Here is a 23655-nt window from a genome sequence, read left to right as displayed (position 1 = left end):
AAATCCGTAACTCACGGTTGCATTTGTCCGGGAATAGCTGAACATTTCCTCGGTTCGCCGATACCGGCGGGTCGCCGCGTTCACACAGTCAGTTCGGCCGCCAGCGAACTGCGTTCCGGTGTCGGCGCGGTCACCCGCCGCCGCCCCCCGGACGTCGCAGCGAAGGCGCCCACGATCACGATCACCCCGCCCACCAGCGACAACACGGTCGGCCGTTCGCCGAGAAAGCCCCAGGAGGCGGCGATGCCGACGACCGGCACCAACAGCGACAGGGGCGCGACCGCACTCGCCGGATAGCGACTCATCAGGTAGGTCCACAGGCCCGAACCCACGACCGTCGCCAGCACGGCGGTGTAGGACAGGGCCGCCAGCGCGGGCCAGCCGGAGCGCGAGAACGACGCGACGAGTGCGTGTGCACCCGCACTCGGCCCCTCGACCGCCAGCGACAGCGCGAACAGCGGCAGCGGCGGCACCACCGCCATCCACAGGGTCAGGTGCAGCGGATCGACCTTCTCCCCCTCGGGCCGCGCCGCGGCCAGCCGCGACCCGACATTGCCGAACGCCCAGCCCAGGCCCCCGGCCAGGGTCAGCAGGACCGGCAGCAGCGCGGCGTGCTGCGCCCTGTCCCAGCCGATGAGCATCATGCCCAGCACCGCCGCCGCCAGGCCGAGAACCTTTGTCGCCCCGAGCCTTTCGCGCAGAAACACGGCACCCAGCAGGACCGTGAACGGCGCCGAGGATTGCAGCACCAGTGAGGCCAGCCCGGTCGGCATCCCCTCGCGCATCGCGATGAACAGGAATGCGAACTGCGCCACCCCGAAGCCGAACCCGTAGAGCAGCAGCCAGCGCAGCGGCACTCGCGGGCGCGGTACCAGCACAACCACCGGAACGGCGAGCACCGCGAAGCGCAGACCGGCGAAGAACAGCGGCGGGAAATGCTCGACCCCGATGTGCAACGCGAGGAAATTCAGCCCCCAGAGCAGGACGACGGTCAGTCCGAACAGGCGATCACGATTACTCACATCGCCAATGATGAGATCAGTAATCGGTAAGGACAATCGAATATATCTGCATTAATATTGTAGTAGAACTTACTAATGCGAGACGACGGCGAAGGCCCGGGAACGGACGGCCTCGATGATTCGCCCGGCCGCGGTCAGGGCGGCGAATCCCTCGGCGGCAGTGCGGGTTTCCTGTCCGTCGAACGATTGCGGATCCTGCGTGCGTTCGCCGATCGCGGGACGGTGTCGGCAGTCGCGCACGCGCTGTCGATGACGCCCTCGGCCGTATCGCAGCAACTGAAGGTGCTCGCCCGGGAGGCCGGGGTGGCGCTGCTGGAACCCGACGGGCGGCGGGTGCGACTGACCGATGCCGGGCAGGCGCTGGTCATCCGGGCCGACGAGGTACTGGCCGCGATGGATCGCGCGACCACCGAGATGGCGATGTATCGCGCCTCACCGCGCGGGCAGGTGCGCGTGGCGATGTTCCCCTCCGGCGGCGCGCTACTGCTTCCGCACGTCCTGCGGGCGCTGACCGACAGCGGGGTCGAACTGATCGCCAGCGACGAGGATGTGCCGCCGACCGCGGTGCCGCGGCTGCTGGCCGACTACGACGTCGTACTGACCCACCGCGACGAACGCGCGGACCCGCTGTCCGGGCCCCGCGTGACAGTGCGGCAGGTGATGCGCGAGCCGATCGACGTCGTCGTCCCCCCGGGGCATCGGCTGGCCGGACGGGATACGGTCGCCCCCGAGGAACTGGCCCAGGAGTCCTGGCTCAGCGTGCGCGGCGGCTTCCCCGTCGACGACGTACTGCGCTCGATCGCCACCGTCACTGGCGTACAACCGCGAATCACGCAGCGGCTCAACGATTTCAGCCTCATCGAGGTACTCGTCGCGGCCGGCTACGGCGTCGCCCTCATGCCGCGCTACGCCGTACGCCACCCGGACCTGGCGATATTGCGCCTGTCCGGCGTCCGCGCCGCCCGCCGGTACGACCTGGCCACCCGGCCGCACGCCGAGCAGCGCCCCGCGATAGCGACGGTGCTGACCGCATTCCACACCGCGGCCCGCACCGTCACCGCGTGAATCGCCCCTGCGAATGCGAAACGGCTTGTGAACCAAAATGGTTCACAAGCCGTCTCGTAACGCTGTGCGGGCCTTATGTTTACTGACCGTAGCGGTCTGGTGGACCCGAATACTGGTCGCCCCAGCCGGGATTCGGCCCCTGCGGACCGTGCCCGTACTGCTGGCCCGGAAACCCCTGCGGAGGACCGGGGTACTGGGTCTGCGGGCTCGGGAACGGGGGTTCGGGGATGTTGTAGCCGAAGTCGTCGGCGACCATCGCGGCCAGTTCCAGCAGGGCGGTGCTGGTGGGCTTGCTCACCAGTTCCAGGTCGATCTCCGCGCCCTCGGCGAGGTGATCGTCGAACGGCACCACCTGCACCGCGCGGGTGCGGTCCAGGAACAGCTTGCGCAGCTGATCCAGGTCGACTGTGGAGGCGCCGCGCCGAGAAGCGTTGACCACCACCACCGTTCGCTCGACCAGCTTGTTGTATCCGTGGTGCTCGAGCCAGTCCAGCGTGGCCGAGGCGCTGCGTGCGCCGTCGATCGCCGGGGAGGTCACCAGGATGAGCGAGCTGGCCATGTCCAGCACACCGGACATCGCCGAGTGCATCAGACCGGTGCCGCAGTCGGTGAGGATGATGTTGTAGAACTGCTGCAGGATGCTGATGGCCCGCCGGTAGTCGGCCTCGCTGAACGCCTCCGACACCGCCGGATCCTGTTCGCTGGCAAGCACTTCCAACCGGCTCGGGGCCTGCGAGGTATGCGCCCGCACGTCCGAGTAGCGGCTGATGTGCTGATCTTCCAGCAGGTTGCGCACCGTCGACCGGGTCTGGCGCGGTACCCGGTGCGCCAGGGTGCCCAGGTCCGGGTTGGCGTCGATCGCGATCACGCGGTCACCGCGCACCGACGCGAACGTCGAACCCAGACCGACCGTGGTGGTGGTCTTGCCGACGCCGCCCTTGAGCGACAGGATCGCGATCCGGTAGTCGCCGCGGACGGGCTGGTTCACCCGCTCGGTGAGCTCGCGGAGCACCACATCGGCCGCGGACTCGCCCGGGTTGATGGAGCCGCCGGATATCTTGTGCACCGCGCGCCGCCAGCCGCTGCGCGGGGAACGCTTGGCCCGCTTGAGCAGGTTCAGATCGTTCAGGCCCGGTTGCGTGCCGTGCTGCGGCTGGAATCCGCCCTGGGGCGGTGGCGGCGGTTGCTGCGGCGGTGGTTGCCGCGGCGGTCCGTCCGGGTGGGGCATCGGCGCATTGGGCGGGGCGTTGTGCCAGCCCGGCCCGGGAGGCTGCGGCGGCTGGTAGGACGGTTGCGGAGGCATGGGCGGAGGCGGCGGGGCCCAGCTGGTCGGCTCCTGGCCGAACTGCTGTGTCTCGGGAGCCGATTGGACGGGGCCCCCCTGCGGCTCGTCGGGGAACACGCGCCGGACCATGCCGTCGCTGCCGATCTCCTGACGGATCTCGCCGTAGGGCGTCTCCTGCCGGGCCTCACCATAATTCAGGGGTGGTTCACCGAAATTTTGCTGAGGTGGCATCTCGGCGAAGCCGGGCGGCGGCGGGAACGAGCCGCCGTGTTCCGGCATCGAAAAACCGCCGGGCGGTGCGAAACCGGGATTGGGTGCGAACGCGCCGGGCCCCTGCGGGGGGTAAGGCGGCGGGAAGCCGCCCATCGGCGGCGCGAACGGCCCGTTGTGTTCCTGCCCGAACTGCTCTTGTCCGAACTGCTCCTGCCCGAACTGCTCCGGCGGCAGGAACTGCTGCCCCTCGGGACCGAACTGGTTGTCCGGGGCGAACGGGGGTCCGGGCGGGAAGGAACCCTGTTCGATCGAATCGGGCACCGGCGGGAAGATCCCGGATGCCTGCTCGTGCTCGACTGCCGAATCGTGGCCGTTGGATTCGGGATTGGTCTCCGCGGCGGGCTCATCCGCCTGTGCGTTGTCGTGCGTCGGTGCCGCGGTCGATTCGTCGTGCTCGCTTGTCGTATCCGTTCCGCCGGGGCCGGCCAGCCACGGTGGTGAGGTCGAGTTGTCGTTAGTCACGTATCCCCCATCTGCTCGGGAGTGATTCGAGCAGTGAGCTCGGCGCTGATGCTGTTCAACGCTAGCACGCTGCGCGAATGCGCGTGGTGGGCACAGAGAGCCCGGGCGGGCGGTGCTACTAGGAGTTATCCACAAGTTGCATCACCGCGTTATCGCCCGGTCCGCACGGTGCCGACGGTCGTCGCAATAGCGTTGCGGCCGCGCCGTATTCGGCGCGGCCGCAATCTGCATACCCGGAATCGAGTGACCTGAACCGACGGAGATTACGGAGCCGGCGGGGTGGGTCGACTCAGCGTTGCGCCCGGTTGACTGCCGAGACGACCGCGCGCAGGGATGCGGTCGTGATGGAGGTGGCGATACCGACGCCCCAGCTGACCTTGTCGCCGATGGCGCATTCGACGTAGGCGGCGGCCTGCGCGTCATCACCCGAGGACATGGCGTGCTCGGAGTAGTCCAGCACCCGCACGTCGTAGCCGATGGTCGCGACCGCGTCGACGAATGCCGCGAGCGGACCGTTGCCCTCTCCGGAGATCTCCTGCTCGACGCCGTCCAGCTTGACCACGGCCTCGATGTGGTCCACCCCGCCGTCGACCTCCGAGGCGCTCACCTTCTGGCGCATGCGCTCCAGCGGCTGGATCGGGTTCAGGTACTCCTCGGCGAACACGTCCCACATGTCCTTGGGACTGACCTCGCCGCCCTCGCCGTCGGTGATTTTCTGGATGGCCTGGGAGAATTCGATCTGCAACCGCCGCGGCAGGGCCAGACCGTGATCGGCCTTCATGATGTACGCCACGCCGCCCTTGCCGGACTGCGAGTTGACCCGGATCACGGCCTCGTAGGTACGGCCCACATCCTTCGGGTCGATCGGCAGATACGGCACCGCCCAGGTCAGGTCGTCGACATCGGAGTCGGCGGCGTCGGCATCGACCTTCATCTGGTCCAGGCCCTTGTTGATCGCGTCCTGGTGGCTGCCGGAGAACGCGGTGTATACCAGGTCGCCGCCGTACGGGTGGCGCTCGTGCACGGGCAGCTGGTTGCAGTACTCCACAGTGCGGCGGATCTCATCGATGTTGGAGAAGTCGATCTGCGGATCCACACCGCGGGAGAACAGGTTCATCCCCAGGGTCACCAGGCAGACGTTGCCGGTGCGCTCGCCGTTGCCGAACAGGCAGCCCTCGATGCGATCCGCGCCGGCCATGTAGCCCAGCTCCGCGGCCGCGACACCGGTGCCGCGGTCGTTGTGCGGATGCAGCGACAGCACGATCGACTCGCGGCGGGCCAGGTTGCGGCTCATCCACTCGATCGAGTCGGCGTACACGTTCGGGGTGGCCATCTCGACGGTCGCGGGCAGGTTGATGATCATCGGCACGTCCGTGGTCGGGGCGATGATCTCGCTGACCGCGTCGCAGACGTCCTTGGCGTATTCCAGCTCGGTGCCGGTGTAGGACTCCGGGCTGTACTCGTAGCGCCAGTTGGTGTCCGGGTAGCGCTGCTCGATCTGTTTGCACAGCACAGCGGCGTCGGTCGCGATCTTCTTCACCGCCGCGCGGTCCGCGCGGAAGACCACCCGGCGCTGCAGCACCGAGGTCGAGTTGTAGAAGTGCACGATCACGTTCGCCGCGCCCACGCACGCCTCATAGGTCCGCTCGATCAACTCGGGACGACACTGTGTGAGCACCTGGATACTCACATCGTCCGGAATCGCGCCGTCCTCGATGATCTCGCGCACGAAATCGAAATCGGTCTGGCTGGCCGAGGGGAAACCGACCTCGATCTCCTTGTAACCCATCCGCACCAGCAGGTCGAACATCCGGCGCTTGCGGGCCGGGCTCATCGGGTCGATCAGGGCCTGGTTGCCATCGCGCAGATCCACCGCGCACCAGCCCGGAGCCCGGTCGATGATCTTGTCCGGCCAGGTGCGGTCGGGCACCGAAATGGGCTCGACCTCCTCGGCGAACGGCCGATACCGGAATGTGGGCATCGAGGAGTTCCTCTGATGGTTCCACGCGGGCTGATCGGCCGGAGCAGGCTTGGACGGGGCGGTAATCGTGCGCGATACGAATACGTCAGCGGGTGACATGCTAATTCTCCCAGGATGTGGGTTTGTGTGTCCCAAGTAATGGGTCGACCGGCACAGCTGAACCCCGCGACGGGAGCCGGTCCGTATCAGACCCCGTCGCGGCGGCCGAGGAGGAGTGCCCGCTGCATGATGTTGGCGAGTCTACAGCTCGGCCGTCCGGCGGCGGAAGGCAGGTGATCAGACGGGCAGTTGCCCGGAGGTCAGAAACTCCCGCAGCCGCTCACGATACGGTTCGACATCGATGCCCTCGGCGCGCAGCCACTCGGCGGAGTAGTACTTGTCGATATATCGGTCGCCGGGATCGCAGATCAGCCCGACGACGCTGCCCTCGCGGCCCGCGCGCGCCATCTCGGACATGATGTGGAACGCCGCCCACAGCCCGGTCCCGGTGGACGCGCCCGCCTTGCGGCCGATCACCTCGTCCAGCACGTGCACCGCGGCGATCGCGGCGGCATCGGGCACGTGGATCATCCGGTCGATCGCCGAGGCGACGAAGCTGGGCTCGACCCGCTGGCGGCCGATACCCTCGATGCGCGAACACACCTCGGTGGTCGTGCCGGTATCGCCGTCCCGCCAGCCCGGGAAGAAGGCCGAATTATCCGGATCGGCCACGCACAGGCCGGTCGAGCGGCCGGTGTAGCGGATATACCTGGCGATGGTCGCCGAGGTGCCGCCGGTGCCCGCGGTCGCCACCACCCACGCCGGATCCGGGAAACGCTCCTGCGACATCTGATCGAAGATGGATTCGGCGATGTTGTTGTTGCCGCGCCAGTCGGTGGCTCGCTCGGCGAAGGTGAACTGATCCATGTAGTGGCCACCACCCTCACGCGCCAGCCGTGCGGCGACCTCGTACACCTCGGTCGCATTGTCGACGAAATGGCATCGGCCGCCGTGGAATTCGATCAGCCGCACCTTCTCCCGACTGGTGCTGCGGGCCATCACGGCGATGAACGGCACACCGATCAGCCGCGCGAAATACGCCTCGGATACGGCGGTCGATCCGCTGGACGCCTCGATCACCGGACAGTCCGGGCGGATCCAGCCGCTGCACAGCGCGTGCAGGAACAGCGAGCGGGCCAGGCGATGCTTGAGCGAGCCGGTCGGGTGCGTGGACTCGTCCTTCAGATACAGATCCACCCCCGGCAGGGCCGCCAGCGGCACCCGCAGCAGGTGGGTATCCGAGGAGCGGCGCGAATCCGCGCGCACCTTGGCGATCGCCTCGGCCAGCCACCTCCTATGGTCCGGGTCGTATCGGTTGATATCGACCATCCCCAGGTCTGTGGACGCTGTCATGGGGCACCTCCGAAGATCGATAACAAGCCGGTTGCTGACCTGCTGCGACGATACACAGCGAACCGGAACACGCCGGTCGTGGTACTTAACGGATTCACAGGTCCTACACCGCGCGTCGCGAGCTGATCTCCATTACCGTCGAATTCGTGTTCGGCATCATTCGCCCGTGTAAGCATCGGCTGGGCGCAGAGTTGAGTTCCGCGTGGATCGCACAGCTGTGCGGGCTGTGCCTGGCCCTGCGCGACGACCACGGCCATGCGGCGCGCATAGCCACCAATTACGACGGCCTGATCATCTCCGCGCTGGTCGACGCGCAGTCGCCGAGCGCGACGCGGCGCGCGGCCGGACCGTGCGCGCTGCGGGGTATGCGCACCGCGGACGTCGCCACCGGCGACAGCGTGCGCCTGGCCGCCACGGTCTCGCTGGTCCTGGCCGCGGCCAAGATGCGCGACCACGTCGAGGACGGCGACGGCCTCGCGGGCACGGCCGGAGTCCGGCCCGCCGCGCGGCGGATCGCCCAGCGCTGGGCCCGCCAGGGCACCGAAACCGGTGCCGGCCTGGGCTTCGACACCGCGGTGCTGCTGGACGCGGTGGACCGCCAGCTCGCCGTCGAGAACGCGGCCGGGCCGGGTACGGCGCTGCTCGATCTCACCGAGCCGACCGAGGCTGCCACCGCCGCGGCGTTCGGGCACACCGCGCTCCTGTCCGGGCGGCCCGGTAACCAGGCCGCCCTCACCGAGGTCGGCCGATTGTTCGGGCGTATCGCGCATCTGGTCGACGCGGCCGAGGATCTGCACGAAGATGTGGCGCAGGGTAAATGGAATCCGTTGGTCACCACCGCGACTGCGGCCGACGAGACACACCGGCTGTGCACCGACGCGCTCCTCGGCATCGAATTGGCTTTGGCCGAGGTCGAATTCACCGACGGGCGCCTGGTGCACCGGCTGCTGACCAAGGAATTGGGCCGCTCGGTGCAGCGCGTATTCAAGCATTCCGGACACGAGACCGGACATGAGAGCTGCCGGACCGATCAGCGGATCACCAACCGGTTCGGGCGTCGCCGTGGATACGGTCCGCCGCCCGGATACAACTATCCCCCACAGGGTTACGGCTATCCGCCGCCCGGATACGACTACGGCCGCCCGCCCCGCCGCAGCGGCGGGTTCTGCCTGCCGTTCTGCGAGGGCATCGCCTGCTGCGAATGCTGCCGGTGCGGGGAAGATTGCTGCTGCGCCTGCGAGGGCTGCGAATGTTGCGGTGACGCCTGCTGCGACTGCTAGATCGCGCCTCGCTAGATCAGGAATTCCGGAACCATCACCGGCCCAACGGATTACAGCTCGACCTGCGTCCAGTCCAGGGCGCCGAGACGGGCACGCTCACCGACGGCCCAGTCCCAGATGAGGTCGGCGACCTGCTGCGAGTCGGCCACCCGGGCGCCGAAATGCCGATCGGCCGCGCCGTCGCGGTATTCGAGGGTGTAGTCGTCCAGGTCGTTGCGGTAGGTCTGGATGTAGGTCTCGGGTTCGCGCTCGACGATCAGGTACGGACCCGGCTCGGCCAGCCCGGGAATCCACTGATCGACCAGATCGCGTGTCAGATAGGGAAATTCACCCGCGCCACCATGGGTCACCAGGACTTCGACGCGTCCGGCCGGATCGATCAGCCAGCTCAGCTGCGGATCGAAGACCGCGTAGTCGCGCGGCGTGGCGAGTTCGAACAGCAGCGAGCGCACGTGCCCGATCGCGTCGTAAGGGCTCGCGACATGCAGCACGGCACCGGTATCCGCCCCGCCGACCTCGATGGACAGAAAACTGTCGGCCTCGGGCAGGGCCTGATTACGCCGGTTCACCTCGGCCGCTATCGCGGCCACCGCCTCGGCCTCCGGTGCGCCGTGCTGACCACTCAGATATGTCTCGACCGCGGCGGGTGTCGCCGCGACGCCGGACGGCAGCAGTATGTGGTCGTAACTCACCCGGCCAGGCTACGCGGACCCCTGCAGGTCTCCTTTACCGCACACCCGCACCCACCGGCGATGACGAAACAGTCGACGACGAAGGCATGCCGGGAATGGTCGCTGTCATAGCAGTCCATCTCCGTACATTCCTCCGACCGGTCGAGATGCACGATCACCGTCCCGTGGCAATGATCCAGTGCCGCATCGCAGGACGAGCAGCGTGCTCCTGCGCCAAGACCCGCTCCCATAAGACCTCCCGTTGGAGAACGTCCCCATCCGGTGTACCACTCCGACCGCCCGCCCGGAGTTTCTCCAGCGTGTCGCCCCAGAGTTTCTTACAACGCGCGGCGCCCGGACAGCGCGCGCCCCAGGGTCAGCTCGTCGGCGAACTCGAGATCACCGCCCATCGGCAGGCCCGAGGCCAGGCGGGTCACGGACAGCCCCGGGAAATCGCGCATCATGCGCACGAGGTAGGTGGCGGTCGCCTCACCCTCGGTATTGGGGTCGGTCGCGATGATCACCTCGGTGACGTCGACGCCGTCCACCTGATTTCCGATCCGCGCCAACAGCTCCCGAATCCGCAGCTGATCGGGACCGACGCCGGACAACGGATCCAGGGCCCCGCCCAGTACGTGGTAGCGGCCGCGGAACTCCCGGGTGCGCTCGATGGCCTGCACATCCTTGGGTTCCTCGACAACACAGATCATCGTCCGATCGCGGCGCGGATCGGAGCAGATGCGGCACAACTCGCCGTCGGAGACGGTGCCGCAGACCGCGCAGAAGCGCACGCCGTCGCGCACCTTCTGCAGGGCCGCCTGCAGGCGGTCGATCTCCGGCGGCTCCACCGACAGCAGATGAAAGGCTATGCGCTGCGCACTCTTCGGACCGACCCCGGGCAGCTTGCCCAGTTCGTCGATCAGATCCTGAACCGGACCCTCGTACACGTGTGCCGGCCCCGATCAGAAGGGCAGGCCGGGCATACCGCCGCCCATCCCACCCATGCCGCCGGCCAGCGGGCCCAGTTTCTCCGCAGCCAACTCCTGCGCATTGGCCATGGCCGCGTTGATCGCGCCGACGACCAAGTCCTGCAAGGTTTCCACGTCCTCGGGGTCCACGACCTTCGGATCGATCAGCAGCGAGACCACCTCACCCGTCGCCTTGATCGTGACTTTGACCAGGCCGCCGCCGGCCTCACCCGGAACCTCGGCCTCGGCGATTTCCTCCTGCGCGGCCATCACGGCCTCTTGCATCTGCTGCGCCTGGGCGAGCAGCGCCTGCATATCGAACTGTCCACCGGGCTGCAACGAATGTCCTCTCTGCGGGAGTGTCGTCTCCCAGGGTAGTCACGGTTCGGTCTCCACCACCCACCGGTTCGGTCTCCATCACCCAGCGGCGGCGCCATGGGCCTTTACGATCGTTACGGGACCAGATACCTGATGGAGACAACATGCCTGCAAACGGTTGGTTAGTCCGTACATCCCTCGTGCGCTTCGGCGTACCCGCAGCGCTGATGGCCCTGCTGACCGTGGCGCCGACCACGGTCGGCGCAGGGGCTGCACACGCCGACACGAACTACGGCGGCGGCTGCGTACTTTACTCGAACAATCCCCTCGCGACGGTGGATTCGATACGGCATCACTGCACGGATGCGCAGCAGGATCAGATCTACAACGGCGCCAGACCCGGCAACGTGCCGAGCGGCCTGACCGACGGCTGGGTAGCGCGACCACCGTTCATACAGGCGATCGCGCCGGCCTTCTGGGTGGGCAAGACCTTCTACACCGGCCCGAAGGGCGGCACGCTGACGAATCGGATTACCCCGCAGAGCATCCCCGGCTGGCCCGCCAATGTGTATGTGGGCCCCGGACGCATGGACGGCCACCCGGCATGGCTGATCGACTACGCCCCGTCCATCACCCCGCAGATCCTCGACGAGATCCGCGAGGTCTCTCCCGGGGTGTGGCTCGGATACTCCTGGTGGCGCGGGTTCTTCCAGACCCCTCAACTGCTGAACTTCGTGCTCGTCGAGCACTGAGCCGGCCCGCGGAGACTAGTTGAGCGCACCCTTGAGGTTCTCGAGCACCTGGGCCTGAATCTTCTTCAGGCCCAGCGGCGCGAAGATGCCCTCGAAGAATCCGGGAACACCGCCCGCACCCTTCCAGCTGGTGCGGACGGTGACCAGGGAGCCGGAACCGGACGGGGTCACCGTCCAGGTCGTCACCATCGTCGAATTGGAATCGCGTTCGGTCACCATCGAATCCGAGACCGAGACCGTGGCATGCACGTTGCGCGAACGCTTCTCGGTGGCCTGCAGGGTCCAATCGGCGACCGTGCCCGCCCCCCTGCCACCCTCGACCACCTTGTAGTCGCGGTAGTGGGAAGTGAGGATGCGCGGGCGCACCGTCTCGTAGTCCGCGATCGCCTCGAGCGTGCGCTGCGGATCGGCCGGAACGACGATCGAACTGGATGCGCTGACCTGTCCCACGATGAACTCCTTGTTGAGTCTGCAAGTGCACGACGACTTCCGCCGCGCTATGCTACGCCGCGATCCGGCGGGGCCGGATCAACAGCATTATCAATCTGACCCCCGGGGGAGTCATGCGCACTGCGCGCCGCGTCAAGAACATCATCTACTGGACAATCGGCATTGTCCTCGGCATCGGCATGGTTTTCGGCGGTGTCACCGAACTGAACGCACACGGCACGGTCGACTGCGGCGGCCAGCAGATGCAGTCGAGCGACCAGTGCGTCGAGACCGACAAGTATGGCCATCAGACGGTCCGGACCGTCGATCAGCAGAAGTCCGACAACACCCGCACCGGCTGGGTCCTGGTCGTCCTGGGACCGCTGATCACCATCGGCGCGGGATTCCTGCTTCGCAATGAGCTGCGCCGTCGTCCGGCCGGCGCACCCGGCCTGCGCATCCCGGCGATGGGCTCGGGCGGTGCGCCCGGGCAGTACCCATCCGGACCGAATCCGCACGCCATTCCGGCGGGGTACACACCCCAGGCGGTCTACGCGCCGCAGCCCTACGCCCCTGCTCAGGGTTATCCACAACAACCCCACGGCGGCTCACCGAGTTATCCACAAGCGCCGTACGGCCAGGGTTTTCCACAGCAGCAGGCGTATCCACAGCAGGGCGGTTATCCACAGCAACAGTCCGGATACCCATCGCAGAGTCCTCCTCCCGGCCGGCAGCAGTACTGAATCCCTCGTGACGAACCACCTGTTTGCTGGAGGGTCGGCGGTGACCGAATCACCGCCGGTCGCGATCGAAACGATACGGAACGCAGGCCCCGAATACTGCCCTGAACTCGGCATTCCCCTCGCGAGCATGACTACTGTCCCAATCCACTCGAACCGATCATCGGCGCCCGGGCGGCGGGCGGCGACGCAAGCGGACAATCGGACGATTCCACCCGGAACCACCCCTGGCGACCAGGGCTTTCCAAGGCGCGCGAAATCCCGCCCGGCAACATCAACGCTATGCAACAGCTCTGTGAAAATTGGGCTGTCCGGGTACCCTCGCGGTGGCCCCCTCTACACCCGCGCGATAGCGTCTCCGGTGTGGCAGTGAGTCTGTTGGGGAAGGCCGGACGTGCACCGGCCGAGCACGAGTCTGGGTTTGCCGCGCATCGGGCCGGAGTGGATCGTCTACTGGCCAGCTATCGCGCGATCCCTCGTGCTGCGAATGTCCGGCTGGCCAAGAAGACCTCGAACCTGTTCCGGGCCAGGGCCAAGAACCCCGCGCCCGGGCTCGACGTCTCCGGCCTGACCCGGGTCATCACGGTCGATCCCCAGGCCCGGACGGCCGATGTCGCCGGCATGACCACCTATGAGGACCTGGTGGCCGCGACGTTGCCCTACGGTCTGGTCCCACTGGTGGTGCCGCAGCTCAAGACGATCACCCTGGGTGGCGCGGTCACCGGACTGGGCATCGAGTCGACCTCGTTCCGCAGCGGCCTGCCGCACGAATCGGTCCTGGAGATCGACGTGCTGACCGGCGCCGGAGAGATCATCACCGCCACAAGAGATGGCGAACACTCCGATTTGTTCCGGGGTTTCCCCAACTCCTACGGCACGCTCGGCTATTCGACCCGGCTGAAGATCGAACTGGAGACCGTGCAGCCCTACGTGGCCCTGCGCCACGTGCGGTTTCACGATCTGCGCCAACTGCAGGTCACAATGGCGCAGATCATCGCCGACCGGTCCTATGCGGGCGAGAAGGTCGATTATCTGGACGGCGTGGTATTCACGGCCGCGGAAAGCTATCTCATCCTCGGCCGCCAGACCGACGAACCGGGCCCGGTCAGCGACTACACGGGGATGGACGTCTTCTACCGCTCCATCCAGCACGATTCGGCGGAGCCCAAGCGCGACCGGCTGACCATCCACGACTACATCTGGCGCTGGGACACCGACTGGTTCTGGTGCTCGCGGGCATTCGGCACCCAGAACCCGGCCGTCCGCCGCCTGTGGCCCAAGCAGTATCGCCGCTCCAGCTTCTACTGGAAGCTGATCGCCCTGGACCACAAATACGACATCGCCGACAGACTCGAGGCGCGCAAAGGCAATCCGCCGCAGGAACGAGTGGTGCAGGATATCGAGGTGCCGATCGAACGCACCGCCGAATTCGTCCAGTGGTTCCTCGATGAGATCCCGATCGAACCGATCTGGCTGTGCCCCCTGCGTTTGCGCGACGACCCGACCTCCGCGGCCGACTCCCGGCCGTGGCCGCTGTACCCGCTCGAACCCGGCCGCACCTACGTCAATATCGGCTTCTGGTCGGCAGTGCCGACCAGGCCCGGCCAGCCCGAGGGCGCGGCCAATCGGGCCATCGAGCACAAAGTCTCCGAGCTGGACGGCCACAAGTCGCTGTATTCGGATTCCTATTACGACAAAGATGAATTCGCCCAGCTCTACGGCGGAGACGGCTATACCGAACTGAAGAACCGGTACGACCCCGATCATCGTCTGCTGGACCTGTATTCGAAGGCGGTGCAACGCAAATGACCACGTTCAGAGACCGTTCCGACGTATTCGCGGAGCTGGGGACCAAGCTCACCATCGCCGAGATCTTCGAGACCCTGCTCGATGGTCCGGTGCCGATCAGCCTGTCCGCGCACGACGGCAGCAGTACCGGCCCCGCCGACTCGAAGTACTCGCTCGAGATCCTCAATCCGCGCGGCATCAACTACATCGCCACCGCGCCCGGCGACCTCGGCATGGCCCGCGCCTACATCTCCGGCGACATGAAGGCCGATGGCATCCATCCCGGCGACCCGTACGAGATCCTCGCGGCGATGGGCGAGATGCGGTTCCGGCGCCCGTCGGCGCTGGCGCTGGTGACCATCGCCCGCTCTCTGGGCTGGGATGCGCTCAAGCCGATCGCGCCGCCGCCGCAGGAGACGCTGCCGCGCTGGCGGCGCATCGCCCTGGAGGGGCTGCGGCATTCCAAGACCCGCGACGCCGAGGCGATCCACCACCACTACGACGTCTCCAACAAGTTCTACGAGTACGTGCTCGGCCCGTCCATGACCTACACGTGCGCCTGCTACGAGGACGAGGGCCAGACGCTCGAGCAGGCCCAGGAGAACAAGTACCGCCTGGTCTTCGAGAAGCTGAACCTGAAGGCGGGCGACCGGCTGCTCGACATCGGCTGTGGCTGGGGCGGCATGGTCCGCTACGCGGCCAAGCGCGGGGTGCAGGTGATCGGCGCGACCCTGTCCGCCGAGCAGGCGGAATGGGGACAGAAGAAGGTCGTGGAGGAGGGTCTGGCCGATCTGGCCGAGGTCCGCCACTCCGACTACCGCGACGTGCGCGAATCGAACTTCGACGCCGTCTCCTCGATCGGCCTCACCGAGCACATCGGGGTGCAGAACTACCCGTCGTACTTCGGCTTCATCAAGGGCAAGCTGCGCGACGGCGGCCTGTTCCTCAACCACTGCATCACCCGGCCGGACAACACCCGCACCACCAAGGCGGGCGATTTCATCGACCGCTACGTCTTCCCGGACGGCGAGCTGATCGGCTCGGGCCGCATCATCTCCGAAGTCCAGAACACCGGCCTCGAGGTGCTGCACGAGGAGAATCTGCGCCCGCACTACGCGCTGACTCTCGCCGAATGGTGCAAGAACCTGGTCGAGAACTGGGACGCCTGCGTCGCCGAGGCCGGCGAGGGCACCGCCAAGGTGTGGGGCCTGTACATGGCCGGCAGCCGTCTGGGCTTCCAGCGCAACGTGGTTCAGCTGCACCAGGTGCTCGGCATGAAGCTGGGCCCGAACGAGACCTGGGACGTGCCGCTGCGCCCGTGGTGGAAGGCATAGTTCACCGCGGAGCGAAGCGCATGTTACAGCGCGTCCAGGAACCGCTGGGTCTCGTCGGTCATCTCGGAATGCTCTGTCCCCAAGAGCATGTCGGTGCGCATGGTGTGCAGCAGCGACTGCACACCCGGACCGGCGTCCACCAGCGGTCTGCGCCAGCCCAATTCGGCGCAGCGAACGATCGCGGGCGCGAGCGTGGCGACGGACTCTCCGGTCCAGCCCGCCGCGCACAGACATTCGGCCAGTAGCAGCGCGGTGTCCAATTGCGCACGGGGACGGCGCTGCTCGACCATGCGGCCGTGGAGGACACGGGCGCGCTTGACCGCCGAGTCGTGCAGGCCCAGCGGCGCGGCCTCGGCGCCGTACAGCGGGTCGTAGCCTCGGCTGGTGTAATGCCGGGCCAGCAGCCCGCGTATCGCGGCGACCTCCTCGGCCTCCGCGGTCAGGGCCGCGGTCCCGGTGACGTGCCGCATCGAGCGTGGTCCCGAATCCCCTACGAGGCCGATCGGGTCGGAGCTCGGGGTGAGCCGGAGCTGTTCGGCGCGGATATGGGCGGCCAGCCGAGCCAGCCTGCGGTCGGCCGCGATACGCCCGCCCTCGGCCAGCAGCGCCGCGGCGGCATCCAGGTCGCCGCGCGCGGCCTTCACCCGCGCGCCGACCACGAACGTGGTGATCATGAAGTCCACCGGCCCCACCCGGGCCACCAGCTGATGGCTCTGTTCGAGGAACCGTTCGGCGACATCCAGATCTCCACGCCGGTAGTGCACCTCGCCGAGCAGCGCGGCGGCCGCCCGCACCGCGTGCGAGCGTGGCCCCGAACGATCCCGCGCGATCTGCCAGGCCCGCTCGTAGCACAGCGTGGACTCGGCGATATCGAGCTGCTCATAGGCCGCGGCGCCCTGGTTCAGCAATCCCAGCACCCGGCCCAGCGGATCCTTGGACCGGTCGTGATACGGCCGCGCCCAGTCCTGCATGGCCCGGGCGCCGTCGAAGTCGAACTCGCACAGTCGCACATAGGACACCAGGTTGGCCGCCGTGGACACCGTCCACGGCGGCAGCTCGTCGGGCACCGCCAGCGGCTCCGAAACCCGCTCGGCCACACCGTCGGTGCGGTCACGCGCGACCAGCTCGGCGGCGGCCAGCACCGCGGCCTCGGCGCGCTGACTCACCGTGTCGGCGTCGGCCGACGAGTTGCGAGCCAGCAGGCTGCTCACCCGGCTCAGCGCGGTGCGCGCGGCGCTGGACTGCTGCAGGTTGATATTGGCCCGGGCCAGCGCCAGCAGGAGCTTCGAGCGCGTAGCCACCTGCTGCACCGGCAGTTTCGACACCGTACCCAGCAGCGTGGCCAGCTTCGAGGTGTCGATCAGATCCATGCCGCCGTTCTCGAGCAGATCCAGCGCCATCTTCAGATCCGTGGCCGCCACGGCGTGCTCGACCGATTTGCGCAGCTGCTGATGTTCGGCGTACCAGCGAGCCGCCTCGAGGTGCAACGCTTTCGACGCACCGGGCCTTTCGCGTTCGAGCCGGGTTCGCAGTTGGTCGGCGAACAGCGGCTGCACCCGGAACCACCCGGAATCGTGCGCGATCGGGCGCAGGAACAGCTCGCGCCGGCGCGCGGTCTCGAGCAGCTGTCCGGCATCGGGTTCGTCGCTGAGCGCACCGGCCAGCGACGCGCAGACGGGCCCGGTCGCCGAGATCGACATGAGAAATCGCAGCATTCGTGGTTCGAGAGTGTCCAGCACGTTCTCGGCCAAATATTCACCGATCGCCTCGTATCCGCCGGACAGGCGCCCGATCAGCTCCTCGGGATCCACCGCGGAGATCGACTCATCCTGCGGCGCATCGTCGTTCGCGCCGCCCCCGGTCCGCGCGCGCAGCGACAGACTCATCAGCTGCACAGCGGCGGGCCAGCCCTCGGTGGCGGTGTACAGCCGCTCCAGCTGTGCGTCGGTGAGCTCGAATCCGTTGCGCTCCACCAGGATCTGCCGCATCTCCGCCGGTGTCAGGCGCAGTTCCCGCGCGCCGATCTCGACCAGTTCGTCGGCCACCCGCAGCCGGCTCAGCGGCAGCCCGGCCGGCTCGCGGGTGGTGATCACGAAGCGTAGATGATGACATCCGTTGTCCAGCAACGCATCCATGGCGCGCTGCGCACTCGGATCGGTGATCCGGTACCAGTCCTCGAGCACCATCACCACCGTCCGGCCGCTGGCGTGGATCTCGTCGATCAGGGTCGAGATCGCGTAGGGCACCGCCTCGGTCGAGCGCTCCTCGAGGACCTGTTCCAGCCCGGTCCCGATATCCGGCAGGACCCGGCGGATAGCCCGCACCAGATGGGCGAGCAGCCAGACCTCGTTGTCGTCGTCGTGATCGATGCCGATCCAGGCCACCGCGTATCCCCGCTCGGCCAGCTCGGCCTGCCACTGCGCGGCCAGGGTGCTCTTGCCGAATCCGGCCGGCCCATGAATGAGCGCCAGCCGTCGACGGCCCGCGGCCCGCAGGATCTCCAGCAGCCGCGGCCGCGGCACCGGTTCGGACGCGGGGGTGTGCGGGCGGAATTTCGTTGTTGCCGTGGGCGGTAACGCGGTGGTGGAACTCGGCCGCAGGGTCAGCGCGCTGCGCGGACCACTGACCGGCGAATCGTCCCGCGCTCCCGGTCCGTCGTGCTCGTCCCGGCCCGGCCCCGGGTCCAGCAGCGCCATCTCGTCGGGTGACTGGCCGTGCTCGTGCTGCGCGGTGCGCAACAGCTCGCCCAGCTCCCGGGCCGAGCCCGGGCGCGCATCCGGATCCGGCGCCATCGCGTGTTCGATGGCGGCGGCCACGTCCGCGGGAATGTCCTGCTCACGCAGATTCGGCAGCGGCTGGGTGGTGATCCGCAGGAACTGCGCCACGACCTTCTCCCCGGACTGCCTCTCATAGGCCGCATGGCCGGTGAGCAACGCGAACAGTGTCGCGCCGAGGCCGTAGACATCCGAGCGCACGGTGGCCTCGCTCCCCTCGAGCACCTCCGGGGCGGTGAAGGCGGGGGATCCGGTGATCATATTGGCGGAGGTGCGGAACCCGCCCGGAATCCTCGCGATGCCGAAATCGGTCAGCTGCGGCTCCCCGTACCTGCTCAGCAGCACATTGGCCGGTTTCACATCGCGGTGCAAGATCTCGACGCGGTGCGCGCTCTCGATCGCCCCGGCCAGCTTGACCCCGACACGCAGCGTATCGAACCAGCTCAGCGGCCCGCGCTCGCGTACGAGACGCTCCAGCGAACCATGGGCGGCATAGGACATGACGATGTAGGGCAGACCGCTGCCGGTGACATCCACCTGCAGGATGTCCACGATATTGGGATGGCCGGACAGCCGGCCCATCGCGTGTTCCTCGCGCAGGAAGCGTTCGCGGCTCTCCTCGTCGATCTCCGAGGACAGCACCTTCACCGCGACGGTCCGCCCCAGGGCGCGCTGGGCACAGCGATAGACCACCCCGAAACCACCGCGCCCGATCTCCTCGGCATCGAACAACCCCATCGCCTCGAGATCCCGGGCGATGTCCTCCCGGCCGACGGTGACCGGAACATAGCTCTGGGTGTCCGATTCGGAGGGAGTGTCGGTGCCGCGGGCCTTACCCCTACGTGAGTCCATCGCACCACCCTCGATATATCTCCGCTCGCATCAAACGTAACTCGCGTACCCGCCAACCGTCCGCATTTCCGGCCACGCCCCTGAGGACCGACCAGTCCGTGTTCGGTCGCGGTCCACGACTTGTTCACCGCGAACGACAACGGTCCGGACCGCGACGAATCGCGATCCGGACCGTTCCGGTAGATATCCCTGGATATCCCTACTTGCGCAGCGAGGCCGGGACCTCGAAGCGGGCGCCGTACTTGGCGGCCAGATCGTCCGCGCGAGCCACGAACGCCTGCTGTCCACCCGGGTAGCCGACGATGAACTGGTGCACGCCACCGGTCCAGGCCGGGAAGCCGATGCCGAAGATCGAGCCGATGTTGGCATCCGCCGTCGAGGTCAGCACGCCCTCGTCGAAACACTTCTGCGTCTCGATGGCCTCGGCGAACAGCATCCTGTCGATCAGATCCTGGAAGGGAGCCTGGTCCTCGGTGCTGGTCTTGAAGTGCTCACGCAGGCCGTTCCACAGGCCCAGGCGCTTGCCGTCCTCGTCGTACTCGTAGAAGCCCGCCTTCTCCAGACGGCCCGGGCGACCCTGCTCGACCATGTAGTCGACCACGTCCTGCGCCGGATGCCGGGCGCCGCCACCCAGGGTGGTGTCACCGGACTGCGCGGCCTCCAGGGTCTCCTTGGCGATCTTCTGCATGAGCTTCAGATTCAGCTCGTCCGACAGCTGCAGCGGCGCGGCCGGGTAGCCCGCCTGCAGGCCCGCCTGCTCGATGGTCTGCGGCTCGATACCCTCGAGCAGCATCGCGATCGCCTCGTTGACGAACGTGCCGATCACGCGCGAGGTGAAGAAGCCGCGGCTGTCGTTGACCACGATCGGGGTCTTGCGGATCGCCAGGGTGTAGTCGAACGCGCGGGCCAGCGCCTCGTCGGAGGTCTTCTCGCCCCGGATGATCTCCACCAGCGGCATCTTGTCGACCGGGGAGAAGAAGTGGATGCCGATGAAGTCCTCGGAGCGCTTCACGCCGGTCGCGAGCTCGGTGATCGGCAGCGTGGAGGTGTTGGAACCCAGCAGCGCGTCGGGGGCGACGACGTCCTGGATCTCCTGGAACACCTTGTGCTTGAGCTCGGTGTTCTCGAAAACGGCCTCGACGATGAAGTCCACGCCCGCCAGATCCTCGGCCTTGGAGGTCGGGTGGATTCGGCCCAGCAGCTCCTTGGACTTCTCCTCGGTGGTCTTACCGCGCGAGAGGGCCTTGGCCTCGAGCTTCTCGGAGTAGTTCTTGCCGCGGTCGGCCGCCTCCTGTGAGACGTCCTTCAGCACGACCTCGTACCCGGCCTTGGCCGAGACGTAGGCGATGCCCGCGCCCATCATGCCGGCGCCGAGCACACCGACCTTCTTGATCTCCTTGCGCGGCACGTCCTTCGGACGCGAACCACCGTTGTTGATGGTCTGCAGGTCGAAGAAGAAAGCCTGGATCATGTTCTTCGCGACCGTGCCGGTGAGCAGGTTGACGAAGTAGCGCGACTCGATCAGCGAGGCGTTGTCGAAGTCGACCTGGGCGCCCTCGACCGCGGCGGCCAGGATGTTCTTCGGCGCGGGCATGTTCGCGCCCTTGAGCTGCTTGCGCAGGTTGGCCGGGAAGGCCGGGAGGTTGGCGGCCAGGCCGGGGCTGGCCGGGGTGCCGCCGGGCATCTTGTAGCCCTTGACATCCCAGGGCTGCACAGCCTTGTCCGGGTTGGCCTTGATCCACGCCTTCGCGGCGGGGACCAGTTCCTCGACCGTGCCGACGATCTCGTCCACCAGGCCGATGCCCTTGGCCTTCTGGGCGTCGTACTCGTTGCCCTGCAGGAGCATCTGCAGCAGCGCGGTCTGCAGGCCGAACATCCGCACGGTGCGGGTCACGCCGCCACCGGCCGGGAGCAGGCCCAGCTTCACCTCGGGAAAGCCGACCTTGAGGCCCTTCACATCGGCGGCGATGCGGTGATGGGTGGCCAGGGTGATCTCGAGGCCGCCGCCCAGCGCCGCGCCGTTGATGGCCGCGACGACCGGCTTGCCCAGCTGCTCGAGCCGGCGCAGGGCCGCCTTGATCTCGGTGACCTCGGCCATGATCGAGGCAGCGTCGTCCGGGGTGGTCTGCATCATGTTCTTCAGATCGCCGCCGGCGAAGAAGGTCTTCTTCGCGGAGGTGATCACGACGCCGGAGATGTCGTCCTTCTCGGCCTCGAGGCGATCGACGGTCGCCTGCATCGAGTCCTTGTACAGCTGATTCATCGTGTTGGCGCCCTGGTTGGGGTCGTCCATGGTCAGCACGACGATGCCGTCGGCGTCCTTCTCCCAGGCAATCATGTTGTCGGTCATAGTTTTTTTGGTCTCCTGAAGGAAGTCTGGTGTCGGTTAGACGCGCTCGATGATGGTCGCGACGCCCATGCCGCCGCCGATGCACAGGGTTACCAGGGCGTAGCGGGCGTTACGGCGCTCCAGCTCGTCGACCATGGTGCCGGTGATCATCGCGCCGGTGGCGCCCAGCGGGTGGCCCATGGCGATGGCGCCACCGTTGACGTTCAGCTTCTCGTCCGGGATCTGCAGATCCTTCTGGAACTTCAGCACGACCGAGGCGAAGGCCTCGTTGAGCTCGTACAGGTCGATGTCGTTGACGGACAGGCCCGCCTTGGCCAGGACCTTCTTGGCGGCCGGGGTCGGACCGGTCAGCATGATCGTCGGGTCGGCGCCCGAAGTAGCCGTCGCGACGACACGCGCACGCGGGGTCAAACCGGAAGCCTTACCGGCCTCCTCGGAACCGATCAGCACCACAGCGGCGCCGTCCACGATGCCCGAGCTGTTGCCGCCGTGGTGCACGTGGTTGATCTTCTCGACGTAGTGGTACCGCTGCAGGGCCACCGCGTCGAAGCCGCCCATCTCACCGACCGCGGCGAACGACGGGTTCAGCTTGGCCAGATCCTCGACGGTGGTGCCCGGACGCATGTGCTCGTCCCGGTCCAGGATGGTCAGGCCGTTGATATCCGTCACCGGCACAACGGACTTGGCGAAGTAGCCGCCGGTCCAGGCCGCGGCCGCGCGCTCCTGCGAGCGCACCGCGTAGCGGTCCACGTCCTCGCGGGAGAAGCCCTCGATGGTGGCGATCAGGTCGGCGCCGATGCCCTGCGGGGCGATGTAGTTGTCGTACGCGGTGACGGGGTCGGTGAACAGCGCGCCGCCGTCCGAACCCATCGGCACGCGGGACATCGACTCGACGCCGCCGGCGATCACGATGTCGTCGAAGCCGGAGCGGACCTTCTGTGCGGCCAGGTTGACGGCCTCGAGGCCCGAGGCGCAGAAGCGGTTGATCTGGATGCCACCGACGGTGTCGGGCAGGCCGGCGGTCAGCACGGTAGTGCGGGCGATGTCGGCGCCCTGATCACCGATCGGCGACACGACGCCCAGGATGATGTCCGAGATGCGATCCTCATCGAGGTTCGGGAAGCGGTTGCGCAACTCCTTCACCAGACCGGTCGTGAGATCGATCGGCTTGACCGAGTGCAGCGAGCCCTTCTTGTTGCGGCCGCGCGGAGTGCGGATGGCCTCGAAAATGTAGGCCTCTGTGGTCATAACGGAGTTTCCTTCCTAGGGGTGCATCGTCCGGCGCCGCTCGGCGATGCCGTGAGTTGCGCAAAAGCGTCGAGCCCGGTGACACGTCGTTATAACGCTGTACAAATACCGGTACGCAGGGGCGCTGCCGATATTCCGGGCAGCCGGAAATCCGGGCAGACCACAGAATCTCGTCGCACCGATGCTCACGGCCACCTACTCATAGTACAGCGGTATGCGAACTCCGGTTAACTTAAGGTCGTCGGACCCGGATCTGTCAAGCCTGCAGCCTGGTGGCGCCCAGCTCCGAACTCAGCAGCTCCAAGGCCACCTCATCAGGGTCGCGGCGGTCTTCCGGCGGGACCGGGATGGCCGATTCGGCGAGCATCTCCCGCTCTTCCTCCGGCGTAGGCGCAGGTGGGACACCGTCATAACCTACTGACGAGTAGTCGGATCGGTCCGCGGGGCCGGGATCGTCGGGCAGGTCGGGACCATCCGGCAGCGGGATATCGTCCTCGGGCGGTGTGGTGCGATTCACCGCGCGCGGGCCGGACCCGGAGTCACCACCCCTATCGCCCTGTGCCGACTGCCCGCCGGAGCCGGCCTCCGCGTCCCTGGCCCGGCTGGGCCGGGTGAATTTCGGCGGCTCGGCCTGGCGCGGCGCGGCGGCGCGATTCGACGCATCCTGCGGG

Annotated in this window: 16 protein-coding genes and 2 pseudogenes; 6 read left to right on the top strand and 12 right to left on the bottom strand. The window is 67.4% G+C overall.

The genetic code is table 11. The annotated features are described in order from the left end of the window. Positions 1–80 precede the first annotated feature (80 nt). Positions 81–1022, bottom strand: coding sequence for an EamA family transporter (locus JZ791_RS10175; RefSeq protein ID WP_216893973.1), 942 nt, complete (start codon positions 1020–1022; stop codon positions 81–83). A gap of 171 nt (positions 1023–1193) precedes the next feature. On the opposite strand from JZ791_RS10175, the gene JZ791_RS10170 reads away from it, so the two are divergent. After that, a complete protein-coding gene (locus tag JZ791_RS10170; RefSeq protein ID WP_216894029.1) occupies positions 1194–2087 on the top strand; it encodes a LysR family transcriptional regulator in 894 nt (297 codons plus the stop codon). Positions 2088–2304: 217 nt separating this feature from the next. On the opposite strand, the pseudogene JZ791_RS10165 reads toward JZ791_RS10170, so the two are convergent. The 3 genes and pseudogenes from JZ791_RS10165 to JZ791_RS10155 form a co-directional block, all read right to left on the bottom strand. Continuing rightward, positions 2305–3738, bottom strand: a pseudogene (locus JZ791_RS10165) (MinD/ParA family ATP-binding protein); the annotation flags it as partial. Positions 3739–4396: 658 nt separating this feature from the next. Then, positions 4397–6187, bottom strand: a complete 1791-nt coding sequence (gene leuA / locus JZ791_RS10160) for a 2-isopropylmalate synthase (RefSeq protein ID WP_216893971.1) — start codon at positions 6185–6187, stop codon at positions 4397–4399. 177 nt (positions 6188–6364) lie between these two features. Next, positions 6365–7480: a PLP-dependent cysteine synthase family protein gene (locus tag JZ791_RS10155; RefSeq protein WP_438804497.1), complete on the bottom strand. Its 1116-nt coding sequence runs from the start codon at positions 7478–7480 to the stop codon at positions 6365–6367. Between the two features lie 146 nt (positions 7481–7626). On the opposite strand from JZ791_RS10155, the gene JZ791_RS10150 reads away from it, so the two are divergent. After that, the gene (locus JZ791_RS10150; RefSeq protein WP_216893970.1) at positions 7627–8760 is read left to right on the top strand and encodes a DUF5685 family protein; all 1134 of its coding nucleotides are present in this window, start codon (positions 7627–7629) and stop codon (positions 8758–8760) included. Between the two features lie 50 nt (positions 8761–8810). Here JZ791_RS10150 and JZ791_RS10145 read toward each other — a convergent pair whose 3' ends face one another. The 3 genes from JZ791_RS10145 to JZ791_RS10135 all read right to left on the bottom strand — a co-directional run bounded on the left by JZ791_RS10145 (position 8811) and on the right by JZ791_RS10135 (position 10738). Next, positions 8811–9452 carry a hypothetical protein gene (locus JZ791_RS10145; protein ID WP_216893969.1) on the bottom strand — a complete coding sequence of 214 codons (642 nt, stop codon included), beginning with the start codon at positions 9450–9452 and terminating at the stop codon, positions 8811–8813. Between the two features lie 317 nt (positions 9453–9769). Beyond that, entirely contained in the window at positions 9770–10378 is a 609-nt protein-coding gene (gene recR / locus JZ791_RS10140; protein WP_216893968.1) for a recombination mediator RecR, read from the bottom strand. Between the two features lie 15 nt (positions 10379–10393). After that, entirely contained in the window at positions 10394–10738 is a 345-nt protein-coding gene (locus JZ791_RS10135; RefSeq protein ID WP_216893967.1) for a YbaB/EbfC family nucleoid-associated protein, read from the bottom strand. Positions 10739–10881: 143 nt separating this feature from the next. Between JZ791_RS10135 and JZ791_RS10130 the strand changes: the two genes are divergently transcribed. Next, the gene (locus JZ791_RS10130; protein ID WP_216893966.1) at positions 10882–11469 is read left to right on the top strand and encodes a hypothetical protein; all 588 of its coding nucleotides are present in this window, start codon (positions 10882–10884) and stop codon (positions 11467–11469) included. 15 nt (positions 11470–11484) lie between these two features. Here the strand turns inward: JZ791_RS10130 and JZ791_RS10125 are convergent, their stop codons facing one another. Then, positions 11485–11919 carry an SRPBCC family protein gene (locus JZ791_RS10125; protein WP_216893965.1) on the bottom strand — a complete coding sequence of 145 codons (435 nt, stop codon included), beginning with the start codon at positions 11917–11919 and terminating at the stop codon, positions 11485–11487. Between the two features lie 113 nt (positions 11920–12032). Here JZ791_RS10125 and JZ791_RS10120 point away from each other — a divergent pair, with 113 nt between their 5' ends. The 3 genes from JZ791_RS10120 (at position 12033) to JZ791_RS10110 (ending at position 15760) form a co-directional block, all read left to right on the top strand. Continuing rightward, complete coding sequence (locus JZ791_RS10120; RefSeq protein ID WP_216893964.1) at positions 12033–12641, top strand: hypothetical protein; 609 nt, start codon at positions 12033–12035, stop codon at positions 12639–12641. Between the two features lie 366 nt (positions 12642–13007). Then, positions 13008–14447 (top strand): FAD-binding oxidoreductase, encoded by a 1440-nt coding sequence (locus JZ791_RS10115; protein WP_308162877.1) that lies wholly within the window; start codon positions 13008–13010, stop codon positions 14445–14447. After that, complete coding sequence (locus JZ791_RS10110) at positions 14444–15760, top strand: class I SAM-dependent methyltransferase (protein ID WP_216893962.1); 1317 nt, start codon at positions 14444–14446, stop codon at positions 15758–15760. The genes JZ791_RS10115 and JZ791_RS10110 overlap by 4 nt, the downstream gene beginning before the upstream one ends. A gap of 23 nt (positions 15761–15783) precedes the next feature. On the opposite strand, the gene JZ791_RS10105 is transcribed toward JZ791_RS10110, so the two are convergent. The 4 genes and pseudogenes from JZ791_RS10105 to JZ791_RS10090 all read right to left on the bottom strand — a co-directional run. After that, positions 15784–19386: a serine/threonine-protein kinase gene (locus JZ791_RS10105; RefSeq protein ID WP_216893961.1), complete on the bottom strand. Its 3603-nt coding sequence runs from the start codon at positions 19384–19386 to the stop codon at positions 15784–15786. Positions 19387–19585: 199 nt separating this feature from the next. After that, positions 19586–21736 (bottom strand): 3-hydroxyacyl-CoA dehydrogenase NAD-binding domain-containing protein, encoded by a 2151-nt coding sequence (locus JZ791_RS10100; RefSeq protein WP_216893960.1) that lies wholly within the window; start codon positions 21734–21736, stop codon positions 19586–19588. Positions 21737–21772: 36 nt separating this feature from the next. Next, complete coding sequence (locus JZ791_RS10095; RefSeq protein ID WP_216893959.1) at positions 21773–22984, bottom strand: acetyl-CoA C-acetyltransferase; 1212 nt, start codon at positions 22982–22984, stop codon at positions 21773–21775. Between the two features lie 256 nt (positions 22985–23240). Next, positions 23241–23655: pseudogene (locus JZ791_RS10090) on the bottom strand (DNA polymerase III subunit gamma/tau); the annotation flags it as partial.

Origin of the sequence: Nocardia alni (genome assembly GCF_019038435.1) — a bacterium.
Classification (GTDB): domain Bacteria; phylum Actinomycetota; class Actinomycetes; order Mycobacteriales; family Mycobacteriaceae; genus Nocardia; species Nocardia alni.
Note: the sequence above shows the minus strand (reverse complement) of the source record. Positions and strands in the feature narration are given on the sequence as shown.